This is a genomic window from Klebsiella sp. K5-306 (assembly GCF_051835185.1).
In the GTDB taxonomy this organism is placed as follows: Bacteria; Pseudomonadota; Gammaproteobacteria; order Enterobacterales; family Enterobacteriaceae; genus Klebsiella; species Klebsiella oxytoca.
Map to the genome: position 1 here is coordinate 35,142 of NZ_JAIFJY010000022.1, position 18,985 is coordinate 54,126.

Below are 18,985 nucleotides of genomic sequence, written 5' to 3' on the forward strand. Positions count from 1 at the left end.
CACTACTGCAGCGCCAGCAATGGCGCTGTGAATCAATTAAGGCGAGGCTGTCCCCACGCCGATGGTTTTACGACAAAAAGAACCGTTGCCGGCTGGTGATATACATCATCTGAATCCACATACGGCGCTATCCACAATGACGTTGTCTCCTCCCCTTTTCTTAATGGCCGGGGATAATTACCTGGCGGTGTTGACGGTGACGTAAACGTTGACGCCACTACTGGTAAAGACATTTTCACTACCGGCAAAGACTGGAGCCTTTTCTCGGTTTCGAAATATATTGCCTCATTCTTTGCCGTTGGATTATTTAGGTACACTGCACGTGCTCGTTCTCTCTCCGCTGCCACTCTGGCCCGGTTCAGGTTGGGTTGAGGCGGCAACGGGAACGAATTAACTGACGTGGTTCTGAAATTACCCTCAGCCAGTTGTGGCAACCCGGCCGCAGCCGGCTTTGCATCACTGCGTACCTCCTTCAGCTTCGCTTTTTCATTTGCCTGCTCCATCGTCATACAGGTATCCGACGTCGTGGCATTACATTGAAATTCGGTCTCTGTGCCCGCACACCCGGTTAAGAGCAAAGCGCTGCCCAGAGGAATTAACAGCATTAATTCCTTCATGATATTTCTCGCTATTTATCGGTTATTTCTTCAGGTTCATCCTGATTTGGGTATTTTCCTTAATCGCCCGAACAAATTTATCCCCTTCATCCGGACTCATTTCATAGTAAACACGCTTAATCTGGCTGACATCAGATCGGGCTAGAATCAGCCCTGAAGAACCCGAACCAGCCTCTCCGACGACAACACCGTTTTTCCGTATGATCACCCTGCGGACAGGAGTCCGACGGAAAACCACAGCGATCCCGGTAAACACCACCGCCATCAGCAGCCAGAGCCAGAGAATATTATGCGTATAGCTCTGGTCGATATATGCTGCATACCCTGCCGCATCCGTACTGACGGTGGTGCAGTCTTCCTGTAAAACCGGAGGCAGTGGAGCGTTCACCGCATCACCATTAAGTTCTTTCGGCCCCGTGCAGTCCTGAATGACATATCCCTACTGCTGCACAGACTCTACGGTTTTCACCAGCGTCTGGCCGAACGTGTACGGTCCCGTCAGGAACACCAGAACAACCAGTAACATCATCATGGCCAGCGGATACACCACCGCACACTTAACCAGCCAGTGAGCCCAGCGCAGTGCTGACAGAACAGCAGTAATGAGAGACTTAGCCATTATTTTCCCCCTGCGGCGCTGCGCCCGGAGAGAACTCACGCGGATCAAGTTTGCCCAGCTTCTTCAGCATCTCGTCAGTATTGAATCCGTTCATACCGCCGCCTGACTGATGATGTGCATCAGCCTGCGGTGCCGGCTCCGCCTCCTGATTCTGAGCCTGCTGTTGCCCGTTCTTTTCCGCTTCCAGTTCTTCAATCGTTTTCAGCTGGAATCCATCCTGGAACACGACGGTCACTTCGTTGCCGGCACCAATCGGAATGATCGGGTGATACTGCTCGGCCCTTTTGATGTAGTACTCGCTCAGCGTCTGCGCAGCTTTAGATGCACCACCGCCGACCCCCATTTTCAGAACGTCACCGGCGCCAACAGTTGCGGTTGCCCCCAGGCCAACAGCCGGCTGTGAAGCCCGTTCCATGCCCTGACCAATCCCGTCAACAAAACCGGCCCCCCATGCCCAGCCGAGGATTTTTCCGTTACGCATCACCACCTCTCCCTTAACCCCGTTTTTCCCCATAAAGGAAACGTGGCCGTTAATGGGCTGATCGATGGTTTTATCACCTTTGATACAGCTGATATTGCGGGTACGGACAATGGCGCGTTCGCTGGAGACATCTCCCCAGGCCTCAAGGCCCACAAAACACCCTGTCAGGTCGTAGGTTTTGCTGTTTGGCATTTCCACGCGACCGGTGATACGCAACTGCATCGGTACAGTTGATTCATTCCCGGTAACAGACGCGTTGGCATCTGCCCCCTCGATAAGCATACTTTTTGCAAAGCTCCCCGACGGAATGTACGGCAATGACTTCGTTTTTTTTCCTTTGTCGTAACTGAACGTTTTACGCTGTATCTGGTTTGGTACCGGTACAGACTGGTAGCTGACCTGCGGCGGCGGTGTCATACCATTCCCCGGATAGAATGCCGTCGGAGGCGGTACCGCGGCGCCGGTTTGCGGCGGATAACTGGCTGGCTGCGGCTCCCCTTCCGGACCGGGTGGCGGTGACGGAGGAGTCGGCGCGGGCTCGCCACCAGAGACAGCCGGTTTCACGCCCAGCGCCTTCAGCTGATTCTGCATGGCTTCATTGTCACTGCTGAGCTTGTCGATACGTATCTGGTCAGCGGTTCGCGCCTTACTCAGTAGGTCCACTTCCCCCTGCAGGGAGTCAAAACGCTTGTTGAGATCAGCGGCAGTCGCCTGCATTTCTGTTGTCGCGTGCTGCTCCACCTTACTGTTGAAGCTGCTGTCGACCACCCCGGTCATATCCGGTGCGGGTTCGCCCTGAGCCGGGGCTTCCTCATCAGAGCTCATGTTCAGATCTGACAGATACAGCCCGCCTCCGACGGCTGCCGCGCCGCCCGCCAGAATGAGTCCCAGCCAGATATATTGCTTACGTTTGATCAGCGTGTTGAAGTTGGCCATCAGCGCTTCACTCCTTCATCTGACGTCGTGACCCAGATCTGCATGCGACCACCGGCAGTCAGCAGGCCCGCCGGGGTACTGAACATGACGGCACGTGTTCCGGGCTGCCAGAAATCGCTTTCACGCACCATACGGGCCGACAGGGAGACATTGTCCAGACTGTAACGGACAACTTTCAGGTGATGACCGACCCAGACCCGATCGGCAGTGGCGCGCAGACCAGCCGGCACCTGCAGTACTTCAGAAGTGACGGGGACAGACTGATACTCACCGGGTACGCTGCCCTGACGCACGGCGCGATTCAGCGAAACCAGTAACGATTCATAGGGGTTCGACTCTTCCCAGGCTTTTGCCGGACCGGGGGTACCCGCCAGCTCGCTGACCAGCTGAATTGTCCGGCCTGAGCCCGCACGGGGCACGGCACGAATGGAGAAGTTCAGCCCGCGTTCGGTTTCCACAATGAAGGTGAATGGTTTTTTACTGACGGTCGCCAGAATGGCGCCGCCGCTGTCGGTCTGCTCCTGATTTGTCAGGCCGCCGTCCAGGCTGTTTATCGCCGTGATGCGATCGCCAGGTACTGTGAACAGATTCGGATCGGTGTTACTCACGGCAATATTTGCCTGACCGCCATTGGTCAGGGGAACCACTGTCGGCTCCAGCGTACCGCTGAGGGTCGCGGACATCGCAGGGGCGACCAACAGCAGACAGCCTGAAATAAATAACGGGTTAATTTTTTTCATTATTTATTTCTCCAAAACGCGCCAGCCAGCTGACACCATCGACACGACTGAACTGAATGACATAACTTTTAATTTCACTGTAGGGTTTGGAATCCCCAATCCACGTTTTCAGCTCACCCCGGATATCCACGCGGTTCTCTGCCGGCCAGGCACGCATCGACGTCATATAAAAGGTGGAATTAACGTTATTGTCTTTAATGCGTTTCGCATCTTCAGCCAGATGGACCTTGAGGCTGTTCTGCGAGGCAGGTAATACATACCGGAGTAGCTGCTGATGCTGGGCATCAACCGTTTCCGGCGTGACATTCAGACGCAGGGCAACAAAGGACAGGCCCAGCTGCTCAATATAAGAGGCGTCAGCCTGGTTCTGAGACACCGCAAAGGGTGCACGGAATAACATCGGTGTCACCGCCACTTTCTGTTCCGTCTGCAGACGGTAATTATTTATGCCTTGGATAATATTGGTTGCAAGACTGAGGGTCAGGAGTGTCCCCAGACTGATAAATCCCACAGCGATAACGCGGGTGGTATTTTGTCTGGCACCATGTTCCATATGTTATTTCCCCGTTGATTTATTTAATCCACTGCCGGAAACAGGAGTCCGGAACATCATGAAAGAAACCTTTAAGAAGGGAGGTTGGCAGATACCAGTAAATCAGGTCGCGTAGCCAGGAACTGCCCCGCCCTTTTTTCAGTTTCTTGATACCCCAGAAAACCAGTACCGCTGAAGCTATGCCAAAAATGAACTTGCTGGTCCAGAAACCCCAGCCGAGACAAATCACGGCCGGGATAAGTTCATCGAGATATAAGCCAAACCAGCGGGACTGGTTAGTCAGTGTTTCCGGGAAACGGTATCGCTTTAATTCGTCTCCCGTCATCACGTGCTTCCTGTCAGTAACCGGCGACCGACATACCGATGGTTATAAAGGTGGAAATAATCGCGAAGCCAAACAGGAACTTCACGTTTTTGGTCATCATGTACATGATGCCACCGGCGACGACTTCTGCCAGAACAACCCATTTGACTACGCTGGATTGCTTACCAAACGTGCCTTTAACGGTCGCATCCCCGGACTTCATCAGGTCGGTTGCCGTGGTGGTGGCCATCGCAGCATCCGGGAAGAACGCCGCCACAGCAGCAACCGGCAGCGCAACTTTAGCGACTTTCAGGGCTTTCTTTTTATTGAAAACGCGGGACATAAAAGACGGTTTGGTTTTTTCAGAGACAGCAGAGCCCTGAACACTTAATACAGCATTCATATTTATTTCCTTTAAAAAGAATGGTTGATATATAAAACAGATTTTTGACTATGATGTTAAATCACTCTTCCTTTTCACCTCCTGGTACGGCTAGTTCCGAGTTATAAAAGTCCGGAAAACGTTCTAGATGATCTTTCAGTCTCAAATAAGCTTCAGCTGTTTTACTTCTTCTGCTTCTGTCTTTTGCTTTGATGAGTCGACGATTAGTTTCTTCATCTAATTTTAAAAGCACATTTTTTCCAGGCGCAGGTCGTGCGTTGCTCCTAATCGCTCTTTCCAATCGACCTCCAAAGTAAGATTACCAACCTTTAATAAATCTTACATTGGAGGATTTAAAAGTAAACAAACTAAGGAGAAATCTTGAGTAAATTATTTTCACAAATCAAAAGTACCGACGGTACTATTGATTTAACAAAAAATTAACACCATCGTTTAATATCGAAACCACATTCGATATAAACTTTCCATAACTTAGAGTATAGATCGATGACATTATGATATAGTCACGATTATCAAAGCTCAGTTCCTTTTTTATTTTACTAACTGTATTTTTTGAGGTTTGCACCCCAACACCTGTAATCTTCGAAATAGATGCATGAGAAAACCCAACCGCATACAGATTAAAGATAGCCCAGTCAGACTTTGCTGAACGCTGAATTCTTTCGATATATCTTTGCATCTTTATAGAAAAGTCATTGTATTCCATTGAAGGATGAGGCATCGGTTCATCTTCATTTATAAAAACCCATTTACTGTATGTATCTTCATTAATCGAGAACGTTTCAATAAAAACAGTCCAAAGTGAACCTGCCAACCAAATATTTTTAACAAGTACAGCAGAACCTTCTGAAAACGATTTCAGTTCTGACTGCATCAGTTCCAGTTTGATCTCCAGGGAGAGATCCAGAAACCAGCTTCCAGGTGCTCTGGGTGTATCAAATGCTCCAGTTCCACCAGATGTTAAGAAAATTTTGTCAAAGGTTGGGCTGGTGTGAATTACTTCGCCCCGGGAATCACGAATAAAAGCAGGGCAAGATGAAATATTAAGCATCTCGCGCATAGAATGAATGGAATCTGTTTGACTGCGCACAGCAATATGACTACGATCCTTCGCACACATAGGCGCCTCCTGGAAAGGACACTATGGATAGTTGACGTTCGGGGGGACTAGCCCCGGACGTCAACGCTTCAACAAATTTTATTACAACCCTGTAAGTATTCTATATTCCTTATTCTTCCATGTCACTTTTTAAAGCTAGATCATTATTCTTTTTTTACTACTGAATTAATTACAAACCACCATAAACACACACCAGTTCTTACTCTTCTTCCTGCTCGGGGAAGAAGTGAGAAATAACATCTTTTGCATCTTCTCGAATGTTACTCACCATGCTGCGGAACTCGAATCGTTCATCACCTGTAACATGAGGGCTTAGAGAGCCAATAGCCAAAAGTTTGGATACGGTAAACTGAGTCTTCATGACATTCTCAAGCAAAATCTTATTAAACTCAGTTTGGTTAAACCCTGAATCTTTTCTTTCCATTTGAGCCTCATAAACCCTAAGCCCTAATTCAAGGAGCATCGAAGCGACACTTGAAAAACTGACATCCTTTTCCTTTGCCCCTTCAGCCCTTCGCTTTTCCACTATTGCATTAATTTTCTCTGCAACTTCATCACTAGCATAAGCTTGTACCCTGGCCATATCGGTTCCTTTATTAAAAACAGCATCAAGCAAGTTATTATGGCGAGAAGATAACGCGAGTTTACCTTCTTTACAACTCTAAACTTAAGTCTAGAGTCTAAGAAAGTTGCATTACGAGTCACATGGCGACTTAAGTCTAGAGTTAAGTCGCTTTAAATATATGATTATAAAAGAGTGAGTCATAAACGAGTCGCTATAGACTTACCGACGACTTACTACTGACTCGCCGGCAACTCACATATATATAAAGAAAAATAACATAATGTAATATAACTACAGTTAAGCCACTGAAGCTAAAGTGAAATCTGCAAAATTTTAATTTTGCGTAGTGTGTGGTCATTTTGTGGTGAGGAGTGCATATATGTTGAGTCTCGGTCTTGGATGGGTTAAGGTTATTCCGGGATTTGGCACGGAGGGGAATTCATGAAGGGAGCAGCGTTTGGTATCATCCTGTCTTTAATACCATTGTCATCAATGGCAGCAGACTGCTTTGATATGGCTGGCAGGGATTACAAAATTGATCCGGATCTCCTGCGTGCTATATCATGGCAAGAATCACGATTTAAAATTGATGCGATTGGTCGTAATCCTGTTACGGGTTATGGATCAGGCTTGATGCAAATTGACTCGCAGCATTTCAACGAACTGTCGCGATATGGAATAAAACCGGATCATCTTCTTAGCGATGCTTGTCTTAACATCTACACCGGAGCCTATTATCTGGCTCAGGCGTTTAAAAAGTGGGGCGTTTCGTGGGATGCAGTCGGGGCATACAATGCAGGCTTCAAAAAGACCCCGCGCCAGGCAGCAAGACGTTACGAGTATGCGAAGAAGATCCATTACTACTACACGGCTATCAAAGCAAGCAAACGAACTTCTTCTAAAGATCAGAAAATCGCCATGAACTAAAAAGCCTTCTGATATAAGAAGGCTTGAATTTCTTAAAAATCTACGGCATCTATACCTGGATAATAATCGGCATCACTATCAAAATGAAAAAGCAGATACCCGCCCTCCCGGTGCATTAGTATGAGATTTTTGCGTAAAAATTTTGACACCCCACCTCTTTTTAGCGCCAGAAGATGGCGTTTGAAATCATACATCCTTATAACACAACCATAAGGTGTATCATGTATCCACTCTAAGTAACTATCGCAAGTTAGATAATTGGTTGTTGATGAAAGCACCTGAAGAACTCTGATATCACCTTCTTCCATATGTGAAATACTGATACAGACAGCTTTAAATTCAAACATAAGTATTCCCACCATCAAAACGCCGGACAGCTGCCCGGCGCTTATAATTAGCCTTTAAGAGTGCGGAATTTCTCCGCAATTAACCACAATGCCTTATTGAGTTTGACATCACCATCAATTGCTTTTACTGGCCGGGTTGTTGTTCTTTTCCCTTTTTCAGTTCGGCCAGGCAAACCGCCTTTAATCAGATTTTCCTGGACCCTTTGATATGTAGTCCAGATGTCATCTTTTTTATCTTCATAACGGCGCGGATGAATTATCTGTTCAATACTGACCGGAGATTTATTTTCATCTTCATATCGGTAGGTTAATGCAGCTTGTCCAAACAGACGCTGTTCTTCCTTGGTTAAGGTAATAGACTTCATGACATCAACGCCTTCAGTTATTTTATCGAAAATTCCCAAAACTTCGTAAGCACCTTCGATAACCCTTCCCACAATATCACCTTTATGAGGTACACGAATCTCACCAAACGACGTACCGCACACAAGGCCATTTGTGCATACAAAACGGAACATACCCGGGATCATTTGATAACTGGACGATCCATCATGCGAGTTAAGAAGAATGATTTCGGGTACTTCTGTTCCTTTATTGGCCCCTTCACGGCGAAGTCTTACCATATGCTTAGTATGCCCCCGTTTATCCTCATCCCTTACTCGTGACTGACAGGCAAAAAATGGCTGGAAACCTTCTTCACGTAATTTATCCAGCAGTGTAATGGTTGGAATATAGGTATAGCGATCACTACGTGAATTATGCTTTTCTTCTGAAAACACAGAAGGTACAACCTTGACCAATTCATCGTTAGTCAGTGGGCGTTCCTGACGAATGGAATGAGTAAGTCCAAATCGGGATGCTAAACGCATATTATTCTCCTTCACCTGTTTAATTTTTTAACCATCACCCGTTGAGTTGCCGGGGCCGCGGTTTTGACTTTGTGCGGGGACCTGCTGAACCTGCCCCTGGATATAACCTTCACCCGTTTGAGAGCCGTTCGCCGCAAGGGCGTAAACGAGCACGGCCCGGTGCAGATGTCCGGGGGTGAGCGGGAAATTTTTTTCGGTCTAATGAAGCGCAGCGGAATGGCCGGGAAAAATTTATTGCGAAAGGCTCTGCCGTCCCCTGGACAGCAAGACGGGTTGTGCTTGTCTCAGCCCCGGCGAATGGACTCAAACGGGTGATACGGGTACCAGGGGAAAGGAGCAGGCACCCGCCGCAACGACGAAGAGCGCGGGCGCGAAACGGCGTTGCCCCGCAGAGTGCCGGCAGTCCTTCGCCGGCACGGTGAAAGCGGCGCGGCCGGAACGGCCGCAGCAAGCGCTGCCGTTGACTTTGACCTCAGACATCAGACACTAGCCGTCAGGCCCGAAAGCGCGTAGCGGGTTCGGCGGAGCCCGGCGGGTGCGAAGCAGCTGCCCTGGCGGAGTGTGGCTCGACGACCGGACAGCGCAGCTGGCCGGGAGCCGAAGGTGTCCAGTGTGGGTATGCTTTTAAAGCCTTTAAGGTTTAAAAAGAGGCATCACAGCAGGGAGAAGGAGAGGAAGCAGGCAAACAGCAGGCAGCAAACAGGGAAGACGCGGAAAGGAAATGCGGGCGGCGCGTCAGCGCGGCCCGGTTTTCCCGGCGCCGCAGGCGCGCGGTCTTTCGAGGCGCGGCCAGACGGGGACAGGTGCCCCGCCGGCTTAACGTGTCATCAGACGGTTATTCTGAGAATGGCGGTCGCTACCTGGGTATACGTGAATGTTCCCCGTGGCAACGGCTCCCAGACGTCCGCCAGGGACTCCAGCGCCTTTTGCTGACGCGGCCCGTCCAGACATATGCCCGTCAGAATCCCGCCAGGCTCAAGCAGAGTTAATGCCCGCCGGATATGCCGGATATCATCACCGCGATTAAACGGCGGATTCATGATAATTCGTGTATACCGGCGCTCCGGATGATATTCGAGAAAATCTCCGCACCAGATCCGGACCTCCGGGAAATGAGCCTGCAGGTGACGGGCTAACCCGGCGTGCAGCTCCACGGCGTCACACTTCGCCCGGGGGACTGCATCCCTGATCGCCTGCAGTATGGCGCCCGTTCCGGCACTGGGTTCCAGAATGCGATCGGTTTCCCGGACATCAGCCAGCTCAACTAACCGGCGACATTCCGGGGAGGGGGTGACAAAAAGTTGCGAGCTACCCCGAATTTCAGCGACAGGGGCGCGCCCTTCCAGTTTGACCCGCATCGCCTGAATACGGTGTTTAAGGTCATGATGCATGAATGTACTCCCTGACCTCCCCGGCAAGATGCCGGGGAGCCTTCCTGCTATTTTTTCGGAATTTCAACGGTTTTCATGTCTGTGATATACACATTCACGAGCGTACAACCGTGCGTCATGCACCGGCGGAAGCGGTAGGCGCCGTGTGTTTCGGTTTCTGCAGCACCCCGCACGCCTTTATAATCAGCGGGTAATTTCGCCCACTCGGCTTTTGTCATTTCCCGGAACCCTTCCCCCGGATAATTGACGATCGGTGGGCGCTTCGCCGCTTTCTTCGCGTCGCTGGCTTCCTCCGCTGTCGGGGCTTTGTAGTCCGTGATACGGTCGGGCGTGAGTTTCATCGTGCCGCTGTAGCCCAGAAAGCGATAACCGGGCGTTTCGACTGAACTCACCTCCCCCTTACTCCGGTTAACCCGGAGAATGGTTAACCATTCTCCCCGGCTCAGTACCTGCCCGCCTGGTTCAAATTCCTGTGTTCGGGTGACAACGCCACCGTTTTCATTGAGCATCGCGCGTTCGTAGGCCAGGCGGTTCTGGTAATGATTAACCCAGCGCTGTTGGTGGTTAATCGTGCGCTCATGACAGCGGATCGCAATATCACGCGCCTGTTCAAAAGTAATGATCTCCTCCGACAGGGCAGAATGGAGAGACATCGAGCCCTCATACTGGCTTTTCTCTGCCGGGCGGGGGTATTTGTCGAGCGTGAAGCAGGCATGAATATGATCATAATTACTGACCAGTAACGCCATTTTCAGATCGAGCGTCTGCGCACGCCACATCGTCATATACTTTTCAGACCGGGCAATGTGCTTTTGGGACTTGCGTAATTCCGCCTCGATTTTTTTGATACGGCGGTAACGCACATCCGGACGCTCCTTGTATTTTGCGTGCCGCAGAGAGGCCTGCGCGCGCTGTTCCCAGTATTCCGCACGCTCGAACAGCATCACGGCACGTTTCATGCCGCTCTCAATTTTCTGCGCATGCCGGCGCGCGCGGCGCTCGCTGTGGTGGCCTACCAGGATCGGCTGTCCCAGCGGGACAGCCGATGCCAGCGAATCAACATGCGCAAGCGCCTGCTCCGATTCAACCGCCCGCCGGTCACTGTAGTCACTGAACCGCCCGGCGCGCTGCTCCTGGCGATCAAACAGGGTGCTGTCCTCGTCCTCGATATCACCGGCGAGCGAAAGCAGGACATCCTCCCGCCCCGGCGTCCAGGCTGGCGCCACAAAGAGTTTCTGTTTGGGCGCCCAGCGAAAGCCTGCTTTGTTGATCAGGGAATACGTTTCTTCATCGAGCCGTAATGATGCGTAAAGTCGCAATTTATTATCATCGGGTGAATAGGTTGCCCGGTAAGTCTGGCTGACGGTATTTTCCGTCATGATCTGTGCGGTAGTCGGTGTCATTGTGTTTTCTCCTTCCTGCAGTTGCCGCCCCTCGCGGGGCGGCTCACCTCATCAGTTAAATGCGCGTTTCAGTTCCAGCGTGCGGAGTACCTGCCCGAGGGCGGTATTTTTCATCGCGGGGATGTGGACACCGCGCCCTTTGCGGTGACTTCTGGCGATATGACGCCCGAAAGCTCTGAGAGCGGGATCAATCTCCGGTGCGGTGATATCTGCGCGCAGAATGCGCGAATGACGACGGGGCTTTACAGCGCCTGCGGAAGGTGAAAAAATAGAAACGATCATAAAGTTGACTCCTTATGGTAGTTAACGAAGCCGGAAAAACCGTTCGTGCGATTTTTACGGCGTGGGAGAAGCAGGGTTTACCCTGCTTTTTTCATACCTGCGGTTTGCTTCCCGCCTCTTCTTCCTCCTTCTGAACCTGATCGGTAATGTCTTCCGGTGCGCCCAGAAACCAGCCTTTGACGGGTTCACAGCGTTCAATAAACGCTTTTATCGCCCGTTTTCCGGTCGTGGCCTGCACCCGGGTAAACATCGGCAGATTGCCGCTGGCATTGCTTCCCAGAAATGCGATCCGATACGTTCGCAATGAAGGATCCTGCATTTTTCTTTTTCCCGATTTTTAAAGAACATCACCCGTTGAGTTGCCGGGGCCGCGGTTTTGACTTTGTGCGGGGACCTGCTGAACCTGCCCCCTGGTATTAACTTCACCCGTTTGAGAGCCGTTCGCCGCAAGGGCGTAAACGAGCACGGGCGACGGCAGCTGTCCAGGGCGCGGTTTACCGCGTGCCATTTACCCTGGACGGATGATGGCGACTGTGCTTGTCTCAGCCCCGGCGAATGGACTCAAACGGGTGATACGGCGCCAGGGGGAAGGAGCAGGCACCCGCCGCAACGACGAAGAGCGCGGGCGCGAAACGGCGTTGCCCTGCAGAGTGCCGGCAGCTTTATCGCCGGCACGGTGAAAGCGGCGCGGCCGGAACGGTCGCAGCAAGCGCTGCCGTTGACCTTGACTTCAGACATCAGACACTAGCCGCCAGGCCCGAAACCGCGTAGCGGGTTCGGCGGAGTTTACCGCGTCTTTTCGCGGTTAGCGGAGTGTGGCTCGACGACTGGACAGCGCAGCTGGCCGGGAGCCGAAGGTGTCCAGTGCGGGTGTGCTTTTAAAGCCTTTAAGGGTTAAAAAGAGACATCACAGCAGGAAGAAGAAGAGAAAGCAGACAGACAGCAGGGAGCAAGCCGGAAACGTAAAGATGCAGGCTGGAGAGAATATGTTTTTCATGCCGCCGGAAAGAAGCCATGATAAACCGGCGGCATACCAGACGGGGCGTCAGGAACGGAGCTTATTTTCCTTCCTGAACTGCGCAACGCTATACCAGATTGAAGCCAGGAAAGCGAAAACGGTGATCAGGACACGAAATTCGTCACCCGGCTCTTTCCCCTTCAGCATCAGCGTTATGATGATGCCGGCAACGATAATCCACGCAATACCACTCCAGAGGCGCAGCTTATCCGCCACGACATTAATCAGAACAAAAGCAACGGCCAGGATAGCCCCCCACAGAGCCGGAACAGGCTGAAACGGAATAAAAAACAGGTTAATACCGGTTAAAAGCGTCACGGCAGCAAACATCAGAGACATACGCACAGATTACCCTCCCTGGACACACTGAGTAAGAAAATCAATTCTGCTGATCATCGCCCGGTTTATTATATTCGGGTGCATTTGCGCGCGGCAGCTGCTGACTGTTCAGTCGATGTACGCGGAACCGTTCATGGAAATATTCGCGCAGGTGTTCAGGCTGTTCCCGTTCAACAAGTTCCGGCATGACGGGCTTGTTCATGCGCTCCTGCCAGGCAACATCAGCAGCCACCCTATCGACGGCAACTTTGTCCTGCTCCTCCTTTGAAAAAGAGGCAATATTCCACTGCGACATACGCAAAATCAGCAAAAGAAGAAAAGGTACGCAGATATTACGCTCTTAATCCTTAACTGGCGACCTGTTGAGGTGAGGCCAGTACGCAGCGCCGCAGGTGTGGCGAACCGCCTCACTGGCAGGCGAAGCCTGCCAGGATTTTCGCGCGGCCGCACCGATCTGCGAAGCCGGGTAAGCTCCTCACAGATCGTGCCGTCTCTGACCTTAAACGGGGCGTCGGGCGCCCCGATATAGTATCAGTCCAGAGCCGCGTAAATAGCAGCGCATTCGTCATGAGAGTCAATGAAATTCCACAGCTGCGATTCCCGCAGCATCAGGTGGCGTGTCAGGGCAGCATCACCGCGTTCATGGTGCAGCCAGATACGGCGGTTGATCGCCAGCGCCGTAATGATAACTCCGGCCGCATCCGCGCTGACGGACCGATCAAACCAGTTATCCGGGTTAGTCAGATGGAAACGGTCACCGTCAGGCATCATGTAGCCGCCGCCCTCCGGAATACGGATGAAATGCCAGAAGCCTCCGCAGTAATCGGTGATGTGTTTCTCAGCGAGCGCATAGACCTGCATCTCTCCGGCCAGAAAATCGTTACCAAACAGATCCGGCAGGAACGAGAGACGGTCGGACTCCTCTACATTCAGCATGGTTTGACGGGCATGATACATAGCAACCTCCACAGGTTCATAAGATTGCGGCACCGGGTTGTGCCGTGCCGACACGACAGCCCGGCGGAAAGCGGAAGATGCAAGGGCGACACCGGAGGCCGCAGCGCAGATAAAGCACGAAGCTGGTCTGGACGGTTTTAGAGCGAACCTGAGCGAGAAAACGACGGGAAGAACGGCGAGCTTCCTAAAAAAACTGCGACCGGGCGAGGATGGCGGCGCCAGCGAACCCTTGCATCTGCAGCGGCCGGGCTAAAGTGAAGGCACGGCACTACCCGAAGCGATGCAGGAGATACAACATGAGGTCCCCTGTCGCGGTTTACGAGCGCAGGGAGAAAAGCAGAAGCTGGCATCGCGACGCGATGGCTGCGTATAAAGGCCGCAGACCGGAGGGAGGGGGCCGGACAAAGCGGAGCCGGCGGCAAAGACAAGCCGGCGACGTCCTTATCCGGTGTTGATGGCATGGCGCCAGTTTATCAGCTGCCCGTCACCAGGCGGCCCGGGAGACCTCTCGTTCTGAGCTTATCGGCGATCTGGTTTATCACTGGCCACGGAGATACCAATGTACATACCGCTTCCCCAGATAATCTGAGAGAGCACAAATAGCCACTGAGGGACGTCAACAATCAACAGCGGAAGAAGAGCAACCGTCACGATTAAAATCAGGCGGCTACCGAATTGCCGGCGCACCGGTTCAGCGGCGTCAACCGGGACGCCTGCATATCGCAGAACCTGCCTTAAACCCGTATTCATAATCACTCCACTCAGAATAAATGCACTGTACGTCAGTATATTACATTTTATTAGATAACGATTCTCCGGACTGGCAGCGATCCTTCTGAAATTTCCCTGTTTTTGCAGGAACAGCAAATGGTTACAGACAACGGCAACAAGATGACTTAAAAAAAAACGGCCTCCGCAAAATAATGTCGCGGTAGGGATACCCGTTACCGGGTACCCCCCGCACAGATCCCGGCGTGCGCTATTCACGCACCGGGCTCCTGCCTTGGGTGTCTGGCGGTGAACCGCTCCACAGGCCATGGATGCAGAACCCGAACCTTCGGCAGCCATACGGCTGCCAGTCTGTTTGCTTTCGTCCATGTCGTATCATCCTGCTGGCTCCTGCGCCTCAGCGCCCGTCGCCAGAGGTCTGTTACGTATATCCTGAACTTCCGCATCATGGGATAGTTGCCCGGGACTGAGTGGTAGTTCAGGTATCCCTGAACCACTCTCCTGAGCCATTTTCCCTGTTCGGGGATTGAGTAATGCCAGCGCTTTCGTAGTCCGTCCTTGATCGCTTTCAGTGTCGCCGTCATCCTGCCCCGGCGTGTCTTTCGTATCAGCATGAACCTGCCACTACGATCTTTCCCACTGATATGCGTGAACCCGAGGAAGTTGAACGTTTCTGGTTTACCTTTTCCCCTGCTGGCGCGGTTTTCGGCTGCGAAGCGGCCGAACTCCGTCAGTCGGGTTTTCTTCGGATGTACCGTGAGTCCGAACTCCTTCAGTCTGCGCTGCATGGCTATACGAAAGCATTGAGCGTCGATTCGCTTGTCGAACCCGATGACTATGTCATCTGCGTATCTGACCATGACCACATTGCCTGTGGCATGGCGGCGTCGCCACTGATGCGCCCACAGATCGAAGACATAGTGGAGGTAGATGTTTGCCAGCAGCGGCGAGATAACCGCACCCTGTGGGGTGCCTTCCTCCGATGCCCGCCATTCTCCTTCCTCCGATGCCCGCCATTCTCCTTCCTCTGAGGTCCCGGCTGTGAGCCACTTTCGTATGAGCCTGATTACCCTCTGGTCGCCGATTCTGTGTTCTATGAACCTGATTAGCCATTCATGGCTTACCTTGTCGAAGAACTGACTGATATCGGCATCCAGTACCCAGTTTACATTGGTCCGAACCAGCCCTGTGGCCAGTGCGTCCAGCGCATTGTGCTGGCTTCGCCCGGGTCTGAACCCGTATGAAAACCCCATAAAGTCATTTTCGTAGACTGCATTCAGGATCTTAACCAGCGCATACTGGACGATTTTGTCCTCCAGTGAGGCGATGCCGAGCGGGCGCTGTTTTCCATCCGCTTTCGGGATGTAGTGCCGCCTGCCGGGCTGAGCCCTGTAACTACCCTGATGAAGCCTCCGGTGCAGATCTGCTATGTTGACCTTCAGGTTTTCGGCGTAGTCCTTCCACCTGACACCATCAACTCCGGCAGCCGCTTTCCTGCTCAGGGAGAGGAATGCGTTCTCCAGTGCCTCTGCTGTCAGGAGGTGGAACAATGCGGTAAACCGTTCTTTCTTCCGCTGCTTCGCAGCTTCCCGCACGCGTGACAGCCTCTGTGACATACTTTCCCGGCTCTGCGTCCGGCGCATGTGTGGCTGTTCCGCGTTTCCCTTGGCCCCGCTCCTTCGCTCCACTGACTCCGCTCCTTGCGGATTGTTCGCCAGATTCGCAGCTACTATGAGCGAGTCCGACTTCTCCTCTCCGTACATCACCGGCTTCGGCTCCTCGCCTTCCCGGTGCGGGCCATCTCCGGCACTGGCAGATGGTCAGAGGGGAGATCTCCCGGTTCCCGCGTAAAGATCGTATTGACATGCCAGGGTCTCAGACCCCGCCGGGTCCATATGGCACTCGCAGTAACGCACCCTATGATGTTGCCTTCCGTAAACAGTACAACGTCGGCACCCGGGAATTTAATATACATTTCGTGGCTCAATGGCTGGCCTGTCAACACCCCTGTCAACGCTTCGCCCCATACCTCACGGTATACAACGCATGACTCGGGGACCCTGTGGATTGCTGGTCCTTCAATGGTCGGGGACTTTCACCCCTTGATCTTTACCGGTCTCCCGGCGCACACTGTATATATATACAGCCTTAAGCGAGGGAAAAAACGATGAAGTTCATTCCTGCAGTATCAGAAGCCAGCATAGTAAAAATTCCTTTGTTCACAGAGCGATGCCCTGCGGGTTTTCCGTCACCGGCAGCAGACTACACTGAGTCTGAACTGGATCTGAATGAGTACTGCATTCACCGGCGCCACTCCACCTATTTTGTCAGGGCGATTGGCAACTCAATGACTGATATTGGCCTCTATTCCGGCGATCTGTTGGTCGTGGATAAAGCAGAACAGCCGCGGCACGGGGATATTGTTATCGCGGAAATTGAGGGTGAATTTACGGTAAAACGCCTGCTTCTGACGCCGCGGCCAGCCCTGCAGGCGATGAACCCGGACTTCCCTTCCCTGTACCCGGATCCGGAAACGCTGCAAATTTTCGGCGTGGTGACAGCCTTCATTCATAAAACCCGGAGGGCAGACTGATGTTCGCCCTGGCTGACGTCAACTCCTTCTACGCCAGTTGCGAGAAGGTTTTCAGGCCGGATTTGCGCGGCAAACCTGTCGTCGTTCTCAGTAACAACGATGGCTGCGTTATTGCCCGGAGTGCTGAAGCCAAACTGCTGGGTATAAAGATGGGAACCCCCTGGTTCCAGCTCAAAGAGGCGCAGTTTCCTGAAAAATTGTACGTTTTTTCCAGCAACTACGAGCTCTACGCGAGCCTGAGTAACCGTGTGGTCGCCCTGCTGGAAGAGCTGTCGCCCCGCGTCGAACAATACTCAATTGACGAATGTTTCCTGGATGCCCGGGGAATTGGCCACTGTATGGATCTGGAGGATTTTGGCAGGCAGCTGCGTGGGCATGTTCTCAGTGGAACCGGACTGACGATCGGTGTCGGCTTCGGCGCCACAAAAACACTGGCCAAATCGGCGCAGTGGGCGTCAAAGGAATGGCCACAATTCAGGGGGGTGCTGGCGCTGTCGCCCGATAATCCACGCAGAACGGCAAAATTACTCAGCCTGCAGCCGGTGGAAGAAATCTGGGGCGTGGGGAACCGGATAGCGAAAAAGCTGCACGTTATGGGGATCACCACCGCCCTACAGCTGTCGCTGACGAACCCTACATTTATCCGGAAAAACTTCAACGTAGTGCTGGAGCGCACGGTACGTGAGCTGAACGGCGAGAGTTGCATTTCACTGGAGGAAGCGCCGCCGCCGAAACAGCAGATTGTCTGCAGTCGCAGCTTCGGGCAGCGGATCACCACCTACGAAGAAATGCGCCAGGCCGTCTGCCAGTATGCCGAGCGCGCGGCGGAAAAGTTGCGCGGTGAGCGACAGTACTGCCGGCATATCAGCACCTTCATCAAGACATCCCCTTTTGCGGTTAATGAGCCGTATTACGGTAACGTGGCCACGGAAAAACTGCACACCCCTACCCGTGACACCCGGGACATTATCGCGGCTGCGGTCAGGTCTCTGGACAGGATCTGGCTCGATGGCCACCGCTACGCAAAAGCGGGGATAATGCTCAATGATTTCAGTCCGAACGGCGTCGCGCAGCTGAATCTGTTCGATGACGTGCAGCCACGGCCGCACAGCGATGCGCTGATGAAGGTACTCGACGGCATTAATCATTCCGGACTCGGGAAAGTCTGGTTTGCCGGACGGGGTATTGCGCCGGACTGGCAGATGAAACGGGAGATGCTGTCACCGGCATATACCACCCGCTGGAAGGAGCTGCCGGTTGCCCGTTTCTGACCGTCGAAATGACAGACGGGACTTGCCGCAAGAGCTTACTTTACCGATCATACAGATGACTTGTCTCAGGGGGGGACCATGACAAATATCATTCTGTGTGATGTGACTGCCAGCATCAGCGAACTTAAAAACGATCCGGTGGCCACCGCCAGTGCCGGCGGCGGCTACCCGGTCGCGATTATTGACCGCAACCGCCCTGTTTTTTATTGTGTGCCCGCGGCTCTGTATGAACAAATGCTCGATGAGCTGGACGAAAAAGACCTAGTGCAAATGATAACAGAACGTCAAAACCAGCCGCTGCGTGAAGTGGATCTCAATCAGTATCTGTGATGTGCTCCGGTGCGAGGAGCAAGGAATGTATTAAGCCTATGTTACCCACTCGATGATCAATGCTGTCTTAAAACACTATAAAATCAATAAAATAGAATTATATCTGCATGTCGATACCATACAAAATACCATGGTAAGAAAACTTGGAGACTGTACTGATCGTGTCGCCCGACGCAAAACGCTTTTAGACT

The 18,985-nt window shown here is 52.3% G+C and carries 24 protein-coding genes and 1 pseudogene; 4 read left to right on the forward strand and 21 right to left on the reverse strand.

Features of this window, described 5'->3' with window-relative positions; all coding sequences use genetic code 11:
* Nucleotides 1-32 precede the first annotated feature (32 nt).
* The 10 genes and pseudogenes from traV to traM all read right to left on the reverse strand — a co-directional run bounded on the left by traV (nucleotide 33) and on the right by traM (nucleotide 6,389).
* On the reverse strand, nucleotides 33-617 hold the full coding sequence (gene traV / locus K2184_RS25160; RefSeq protein ID WP_014386196.1) for a type IV conjugative transfer system lipoprotein TraV: 585 nt from the start codon (nucleotides 615-617) through the stop codon (nucleotides 33-35).
* 22 nt (nucleotides 618-639) lie between these two features.
* Nucleotides 640-1,236, reverse strand: a pseudogene (gene traP, locus K2184_RS25165) (conjugal transfer pilus-stabilizing protein TraP).
* Nucleotides 1,229-2,653, reverse strand: a complete 1,425-nt coding sequence (gene traB, locus K2184_RS25170; protein WP_023158013.1) for an F-type conjugal transfer pilus assembly protein TraB — start codon at nucleotides 2,651-2,653, stop codon at nucleotides 1,229-1,231. Before traB ends, traP begins: the two are co-directional and overlap by 8 nt.
* Nucleotides 2,653-3,393 carry a type-F conjugative transfer system secretin TraK gene (traK, locus tag K2184_RS25175; RefSeq protein ID WP_014386193.1) on the reverse strand — a complete coding sequence of 247 codons (741 nt, stop codon included), beginning with the start codon at nucleotides 3,391-3,393 and terminating at the stop codon, nucleotides 2,653-2,655. The genes traB and traK overlap by 1 nt, the downstream gene beginning before the upstream one ends.
* Nucleotides 3,380-3,946: a type IV conjugative transfer system protein TraE gene (traE, locus tag K2184_RS25180; RefSeq protein WP_016831035.1), complete on the reverse strand. Its 567-nt coding sequence runs from the start codon at nucleotides 3,944-3,946 to the stop codon at nucleotides 3,380-3,382. Before traE ends, traK begins: the two co-directional genes overlap by 14 nt.
* Before the next feature lie 19 nt (nucleotides 3,947-3,965).
* A complete protein-coding gene (gene traL / locus K2184_RS25185; RefSeq protein WP_004144424.1) occupies nucleotides 3,966-4,271 on the reverse strand; it encodes a type IV conjugative transfer system protein TraL in 306 nt (101 codons plus the stop codon).
* Nucleotides 4,272-4,284: 13 nt separating this feature from the next.
* Nucleotides 4,285-4,653, reverse strand: coding sequence for a type IV conjugative transfer system pilin TraA (gene traA / locus K2184_RS25190; protein ID WP_004194426.1), 369 nt, complete (start codon nucleotides 4,651-4,653; stop codon nucleotides 4,285-4,287).
* A 61-nt stretch (nucleotides 4,654-4,714) separates the two neighbouring features.
* Nucleotides 4,715-4,885, reverse strand: a complete 171-nt coding sequence (locus K2184_RS25195) for a TraY domain-containing protein (RefSeq protein WP_004144426.1) — start codon at nucleotides 4,883-4,885, stop codon at nucleotides 4,715-4,717.
* Between the two features lie 168 nt (nucleotides 4,886-5,053).
* Nucleotides 5,054-5,773 carry a conjugal transfer protein TrbJ gene (locus K2184_RS25200; protein ID WP_016831034.1) on the reverse strand — a complete coding sequence of 240 codons (720 nt, stop codon included), beginning with the start codon at nucleotides 5,771-5,773 and terminating at the stop codon, nucleotides 5,054-5,056.
* A 199-nt stretch (nucleotides 5,774-5,972) separates the two neighbouring features.
* Nucleotides 5,973-6,389 (reverse strand): conjugal transfer relaxosome DNA-binding protein TraM, encoded by a 417-nt coding sequence (gene traM / locus K2184_RS25205; protein ID WP_072145360.1) that lies wholly within the window; start codon nucleotides 6,387-6,389, stop codon nucleotides 5,973-5,975.
* A 390-nt stretch (nucleotides 6,390-6,779) separates the two neighbouring features.
* On the opposite strand from traM, the gene K2184_RS25210 reads away from it, so the two are divergent.
* Nucleotides 6,780-7,265 carry a transglycosylase SLT domain-containing protein gene (locus K2184_RS25210; protein ID WP_004178063.1) on the forward strand — a complete coding sequence of 162 codons (486 nt, stop codon included), beginning with the start codon at nucleotides 6,780-6,782 and terminating at the stop codon, nucleotides 7,263-7,265.
* 32 nt (nucleotides 7,266-7,297) lie between these two features.
* Here K2184_RS25210 and K2184_RS25215 read toward each other — a convergent pair whose 3' ends face one another.
* The 11 genes from K2184_RS25215 to ltrA form a co-directional block, all read right to left on the reverse strand.
* A complete protein-coding gene (locus tag K2184_RS25215) occupies nucleotides 7,298-7,627 on the reverse strand; it encodes a DUF5983 family protein (RefSeq protein ID WP_011977736.1) in 330 nt (109 codons plus the stop codon).
* 32 nt (nucleotides 7,628-7,659) lie between these two features.
* Nucleotides 7,660-8,481 carry a DUF932 domain-containing protein gene (locus K2184_RS25220; protein WP_004182076.1) on the reverse strand — a complete coding sequence of 274 codons (822 nt, stop codon included), beginning with the start codon at nucleotides 8,479-8,481 and terminating at the stop codon, nucleotides 7,660-7,662.
* An 827-nt stretch (nucleotides 8,482-9,308) separates the two neighbouring features.
* The gene (locus K2184_RS25225) at nucleotides 9,309-9,872 is read right to left on the reverse strand and encodes a methyltransferase (protein ID WP_004182054.1); all 564 of its coding nucleotides are present in this window, start codon (nucleotides 9,870-9,872) and stop codon (nucleotides 9,309-9,311) included.
* 47 nt (nucleotides 9,873-9,919) lie between these two features.
* The gene (locus K2184_RS25230; protein WP_004182052.1) at nucleotides 9,920-11,275 is read right to left on the reverse strand and encodes a DUF3560 domain-containing protein; all 1,356 of its coding nucleotides are present in this window, start codon (nucleotides 11,273-11,275) and stop codon (nucleotides 9,920-9,922) included.
* Nucleotides 11,276-11,326: 51 nt separating this feature from the next.
* Nucleotides 11,327-11,557: a hypothetical protein gene (locus K2184_RS25235; protein ID WP_001568051.1), complete on the reverse strand. Its 231-nt coding sequence runs from the start codon at nucleotides 11,555-11,557 to the stop codon at nucleotides 11,327-11,329.
* 91 nt (nucleotides 11,558-11,648) lie between these two features.
* Nucleotides 11,649-11,876, reverse strand: a complete 228-nt coding sequence (locus K2184_RS25240; protein ID WP_004182050.1) for a hypothetical protein — start codon at nucleotides 11,874-11,876, stop codon at nucleotides 11,649-11,651.
* Nucleotides 11,877-12,602: 726 nt separating this feature from the next.
* Nucleotides 12,603-12,920: a hypothetical protein gene (locus K2184_RS25245; protein WP_004118473.1), complete on the reverse strand. Its 318-nt coding sequence runs from the start codon at nucleotides 12,918-12,920 to the stop codon at nucleotides 12,603-12,605.
* A 34-nt stretch (nucleotides 12,921-12,954) separates the two neighbouring features.
* Nucleotides 12,955-13,209: a DNA polymerase III subunit theta gene (locus K2184_RS25250; RefSeq protein WP_023157779.1), complete on the reverse strand. Its 255-nt coding sequence runs from the start codon at nucleotides 13,207-13,209 to the stop codon at nucleotides 12,955-12,957.
* A gap of 236 nt (nucleotides 13,210-13,445) precedes the next feature.
* On the reverse strand, nucleotides 13,446-13,871 hold the full coding sequence (locus K2184_RS25255; protein ID WP_004118478.1) for an antirestriction protein: 426 nt from the start codon (nucleotides 13,869-13,871) through the stop codon (nucleotides 13,446-13,448).
* A 519-nt stretch (nucleotides 13,872-14,390) separates the two neighbouring features.
* On the reverse strand, nucleotides 14,391-14,621 hold the full coding sequence (locus K2184_RS25260; protein ID WP_004118481.1) for a hypothetical protein: 231 nt from the start codon (nucleotides 14,619-14,621) through the stop codon (nucleotides 14,391-14,393).
* A 233-nt stretch (nucleotides 14,622-14,854) separates the two neighbouring features.
* On the reverse strand, nucleotides 14,855-16,366 hold the full coding sequence (gene ltrA, locus K2184_RS25265) for a group II intron reverse transcriptase/maturase (protein WP_160553108.1): 1,512 nt from the start codon (nucleotides 16,364-16,366) through the stop codon (nucleotides 14,855-14,857).
* A gap of 401 nt (nucleotides 16,367-16,767) precedes the next feature.
* Between ltrA and umuD the strand changes: the two genes are divergently transcribed.
* The 3 genes from umuD to K2184_RS25280 all read left to right on the forward strand — a co-directional run bounded on the left by umuD (nucleotide 16,768) and on the right by K2184_RS25280 (nucleotide 18,794).
* Nucleotides 16,768-17,193 (forward strand): translesion error-prone DNA polymerase V autoproteolytic subunit, encoded by a 426-nt coding sequence (gene umuD / locus K2184_RS25270; RefSeq protein ID WP_004182047.1) that lies wholly within the window; start codon nucleotides 16,768-16,770, stop codon nucleotides 17,191-17,193.
* Nucleotides 17,193-18,464, forward strand: a complete 1,272-nt coding sequence (locus tag K2184_RS25275) for a Y-family DNA polymerase (protein WP_023157784.1) — start codon at nucleotides 17,193-17,195, stop codon at nucleotides 18,462-18,464. Before umuD ends, K2184_RS25275 begins: the two co-directional genes overlap by 1 nt.
* Nucleotides 18,465-18,542: 78 nt before the next feature.
* Complete coding sequence (locus K2184_RS25280) at nucleotides 18,543-18,794, forward strand: type II toxin-antitoxin system Phd/YefM family antitoxin (RefSeq protein ID WP_004182043.1); 252 nt, start codon at nucleotides 18,543-18,545, stop codon at nucleotides 18,792-18,794.
* The last annotated feature ends 191 nt before the right edge of the window (nucleotides 18,795-18,985 follow it).

Coding starts and splice junctions, on each gene's coding strand:
- traV (WP_014386196.1), bottom strand. CDS start 617: ATGAAGGAATTAATGCTGTTAATTCCTCTGGGCAGCGCTTTGCTCTTA.
- traB (WP_023158013.1), bottom strand. CDS start 2,653: ATGGCCAACTTCAACACGCTGATCAAACGTAAGCAATATATCTGGCTG.
- traK (WP_014386193.1), bottom strand. CDS start 3,393: ATGAAAAAAATTAACCCGTTATTTATTTCAGGCTGTCTGCTGTTGGTC.
- traE (WP_016831035.1), bottom strand. CDS start 3,946: ATGGAACATGGTGCCAGACAAAATACCACCCGCGTTATCGCTGTGGGA.
- traL (WP_004144424.1), bottom strand. CDS start 4,271: ATGACGGGAGACGAATTAAAGCGATACCGTTTCCCGGAAACACTGACT.
- traA (WP_004194426.1), bottom strand. CDS start 4,653: ATGAATGCTGTATTAAGTGTTCAGGGCTCTGCTGTCTCTGAAAAAACC.
- K2184_RS25200 (WP_016831034.1), bottom strand. CDS start 5,773: ATGTGTGCGAAGGATCGTAGTCATATTGCTGTGCGCAGTCAAACAGAT.
- K2184_RS25210 (WP_004178063.1), top strand. CDS start 6,780: ATGAAGGGAGCAGCGTTTGGTATCATCCTGTCTTTAATACCATTGTCA.
- K2184_RS25215 (WP_011977736.1), bottom strand. CDS start 7,627: ATGGTGGGAATACTTATGTTTGAATTTAAAGCTGTCTGTATCAGTATT.
- K2184_RS25220 (WP_004182076.1), bottom strand. CDS start 8,481: ATGCGTTTAGCATCCCGATTTGGACTTACTCATTCCATTCGTCAGGAA.
- K2184_RS25225 (WP_004182054.1), bottom strand. CDS start 9,872: ATGCATCATGACCTTAAACACCGTATTCAGGCGATGCGGGTCAAACTG.
- K2184_RS25230 (WP_004182052.1), bottom strand. CDS start 11,275: ATGACACCGACTACCGCACAGATCATGACGGAAAATACCGTCAGCCAG.
- K2184_RS25235 (WP_001568051.1), bottom strand. CDS start 11,557: ATGATCGTTTCTATTTTTTCACCTTCCGCAGGCGCTGTAAAGCCCCGT.
- K2184_RS25240 (WP_004182050.1), bottom strand. CDS start 11,876: ATGCAGGATCCTTCATTGCGAACGTATCGGATCGCATTTCTGGGAAGC.
- K2184_RS25250 (WP_023157779.1), bottom strand. CDS start 13,209: ATGTCGCAGTGGAATATTGCCTCTTTTTCAAAGGAGGAGCAGGACAAA.
- K2184_RS25255 (WP_004118478.1), bottom strand. CDS start 13,871: ATGTATCATGCCCGTCAAACCATGCTGAATGTAGAGGAGTCCGACCGT.
- K2184_RS25260 (WP_004118481.1), bottom strand. CDS start 14,621: ATGAATACGGGTTTAAGGCAGGTTCTGCGATATGCAGGCGTCCCGGTT.
- umuD (WP_004182047.1), top strand. CDS start 16,768: ATGAAGTTCATTCCTGCAGTATCAGAAGCCAGCATAGTAAAAATTCCT.
- K2184_RS25275 (WP_023157784.1), top strand. CDS start 17,193: ATGTTCGCCCTGGCTGACGTCAACTCCTTCTACGCCAGTTGCGAGAAG.
- K2184_RS25280 (WP_004182043.1), top strand. CDS start 18,543: ATGACAAATATCATTCTGTGTGATGTGACTGCCAGCATCAGCGAACTT.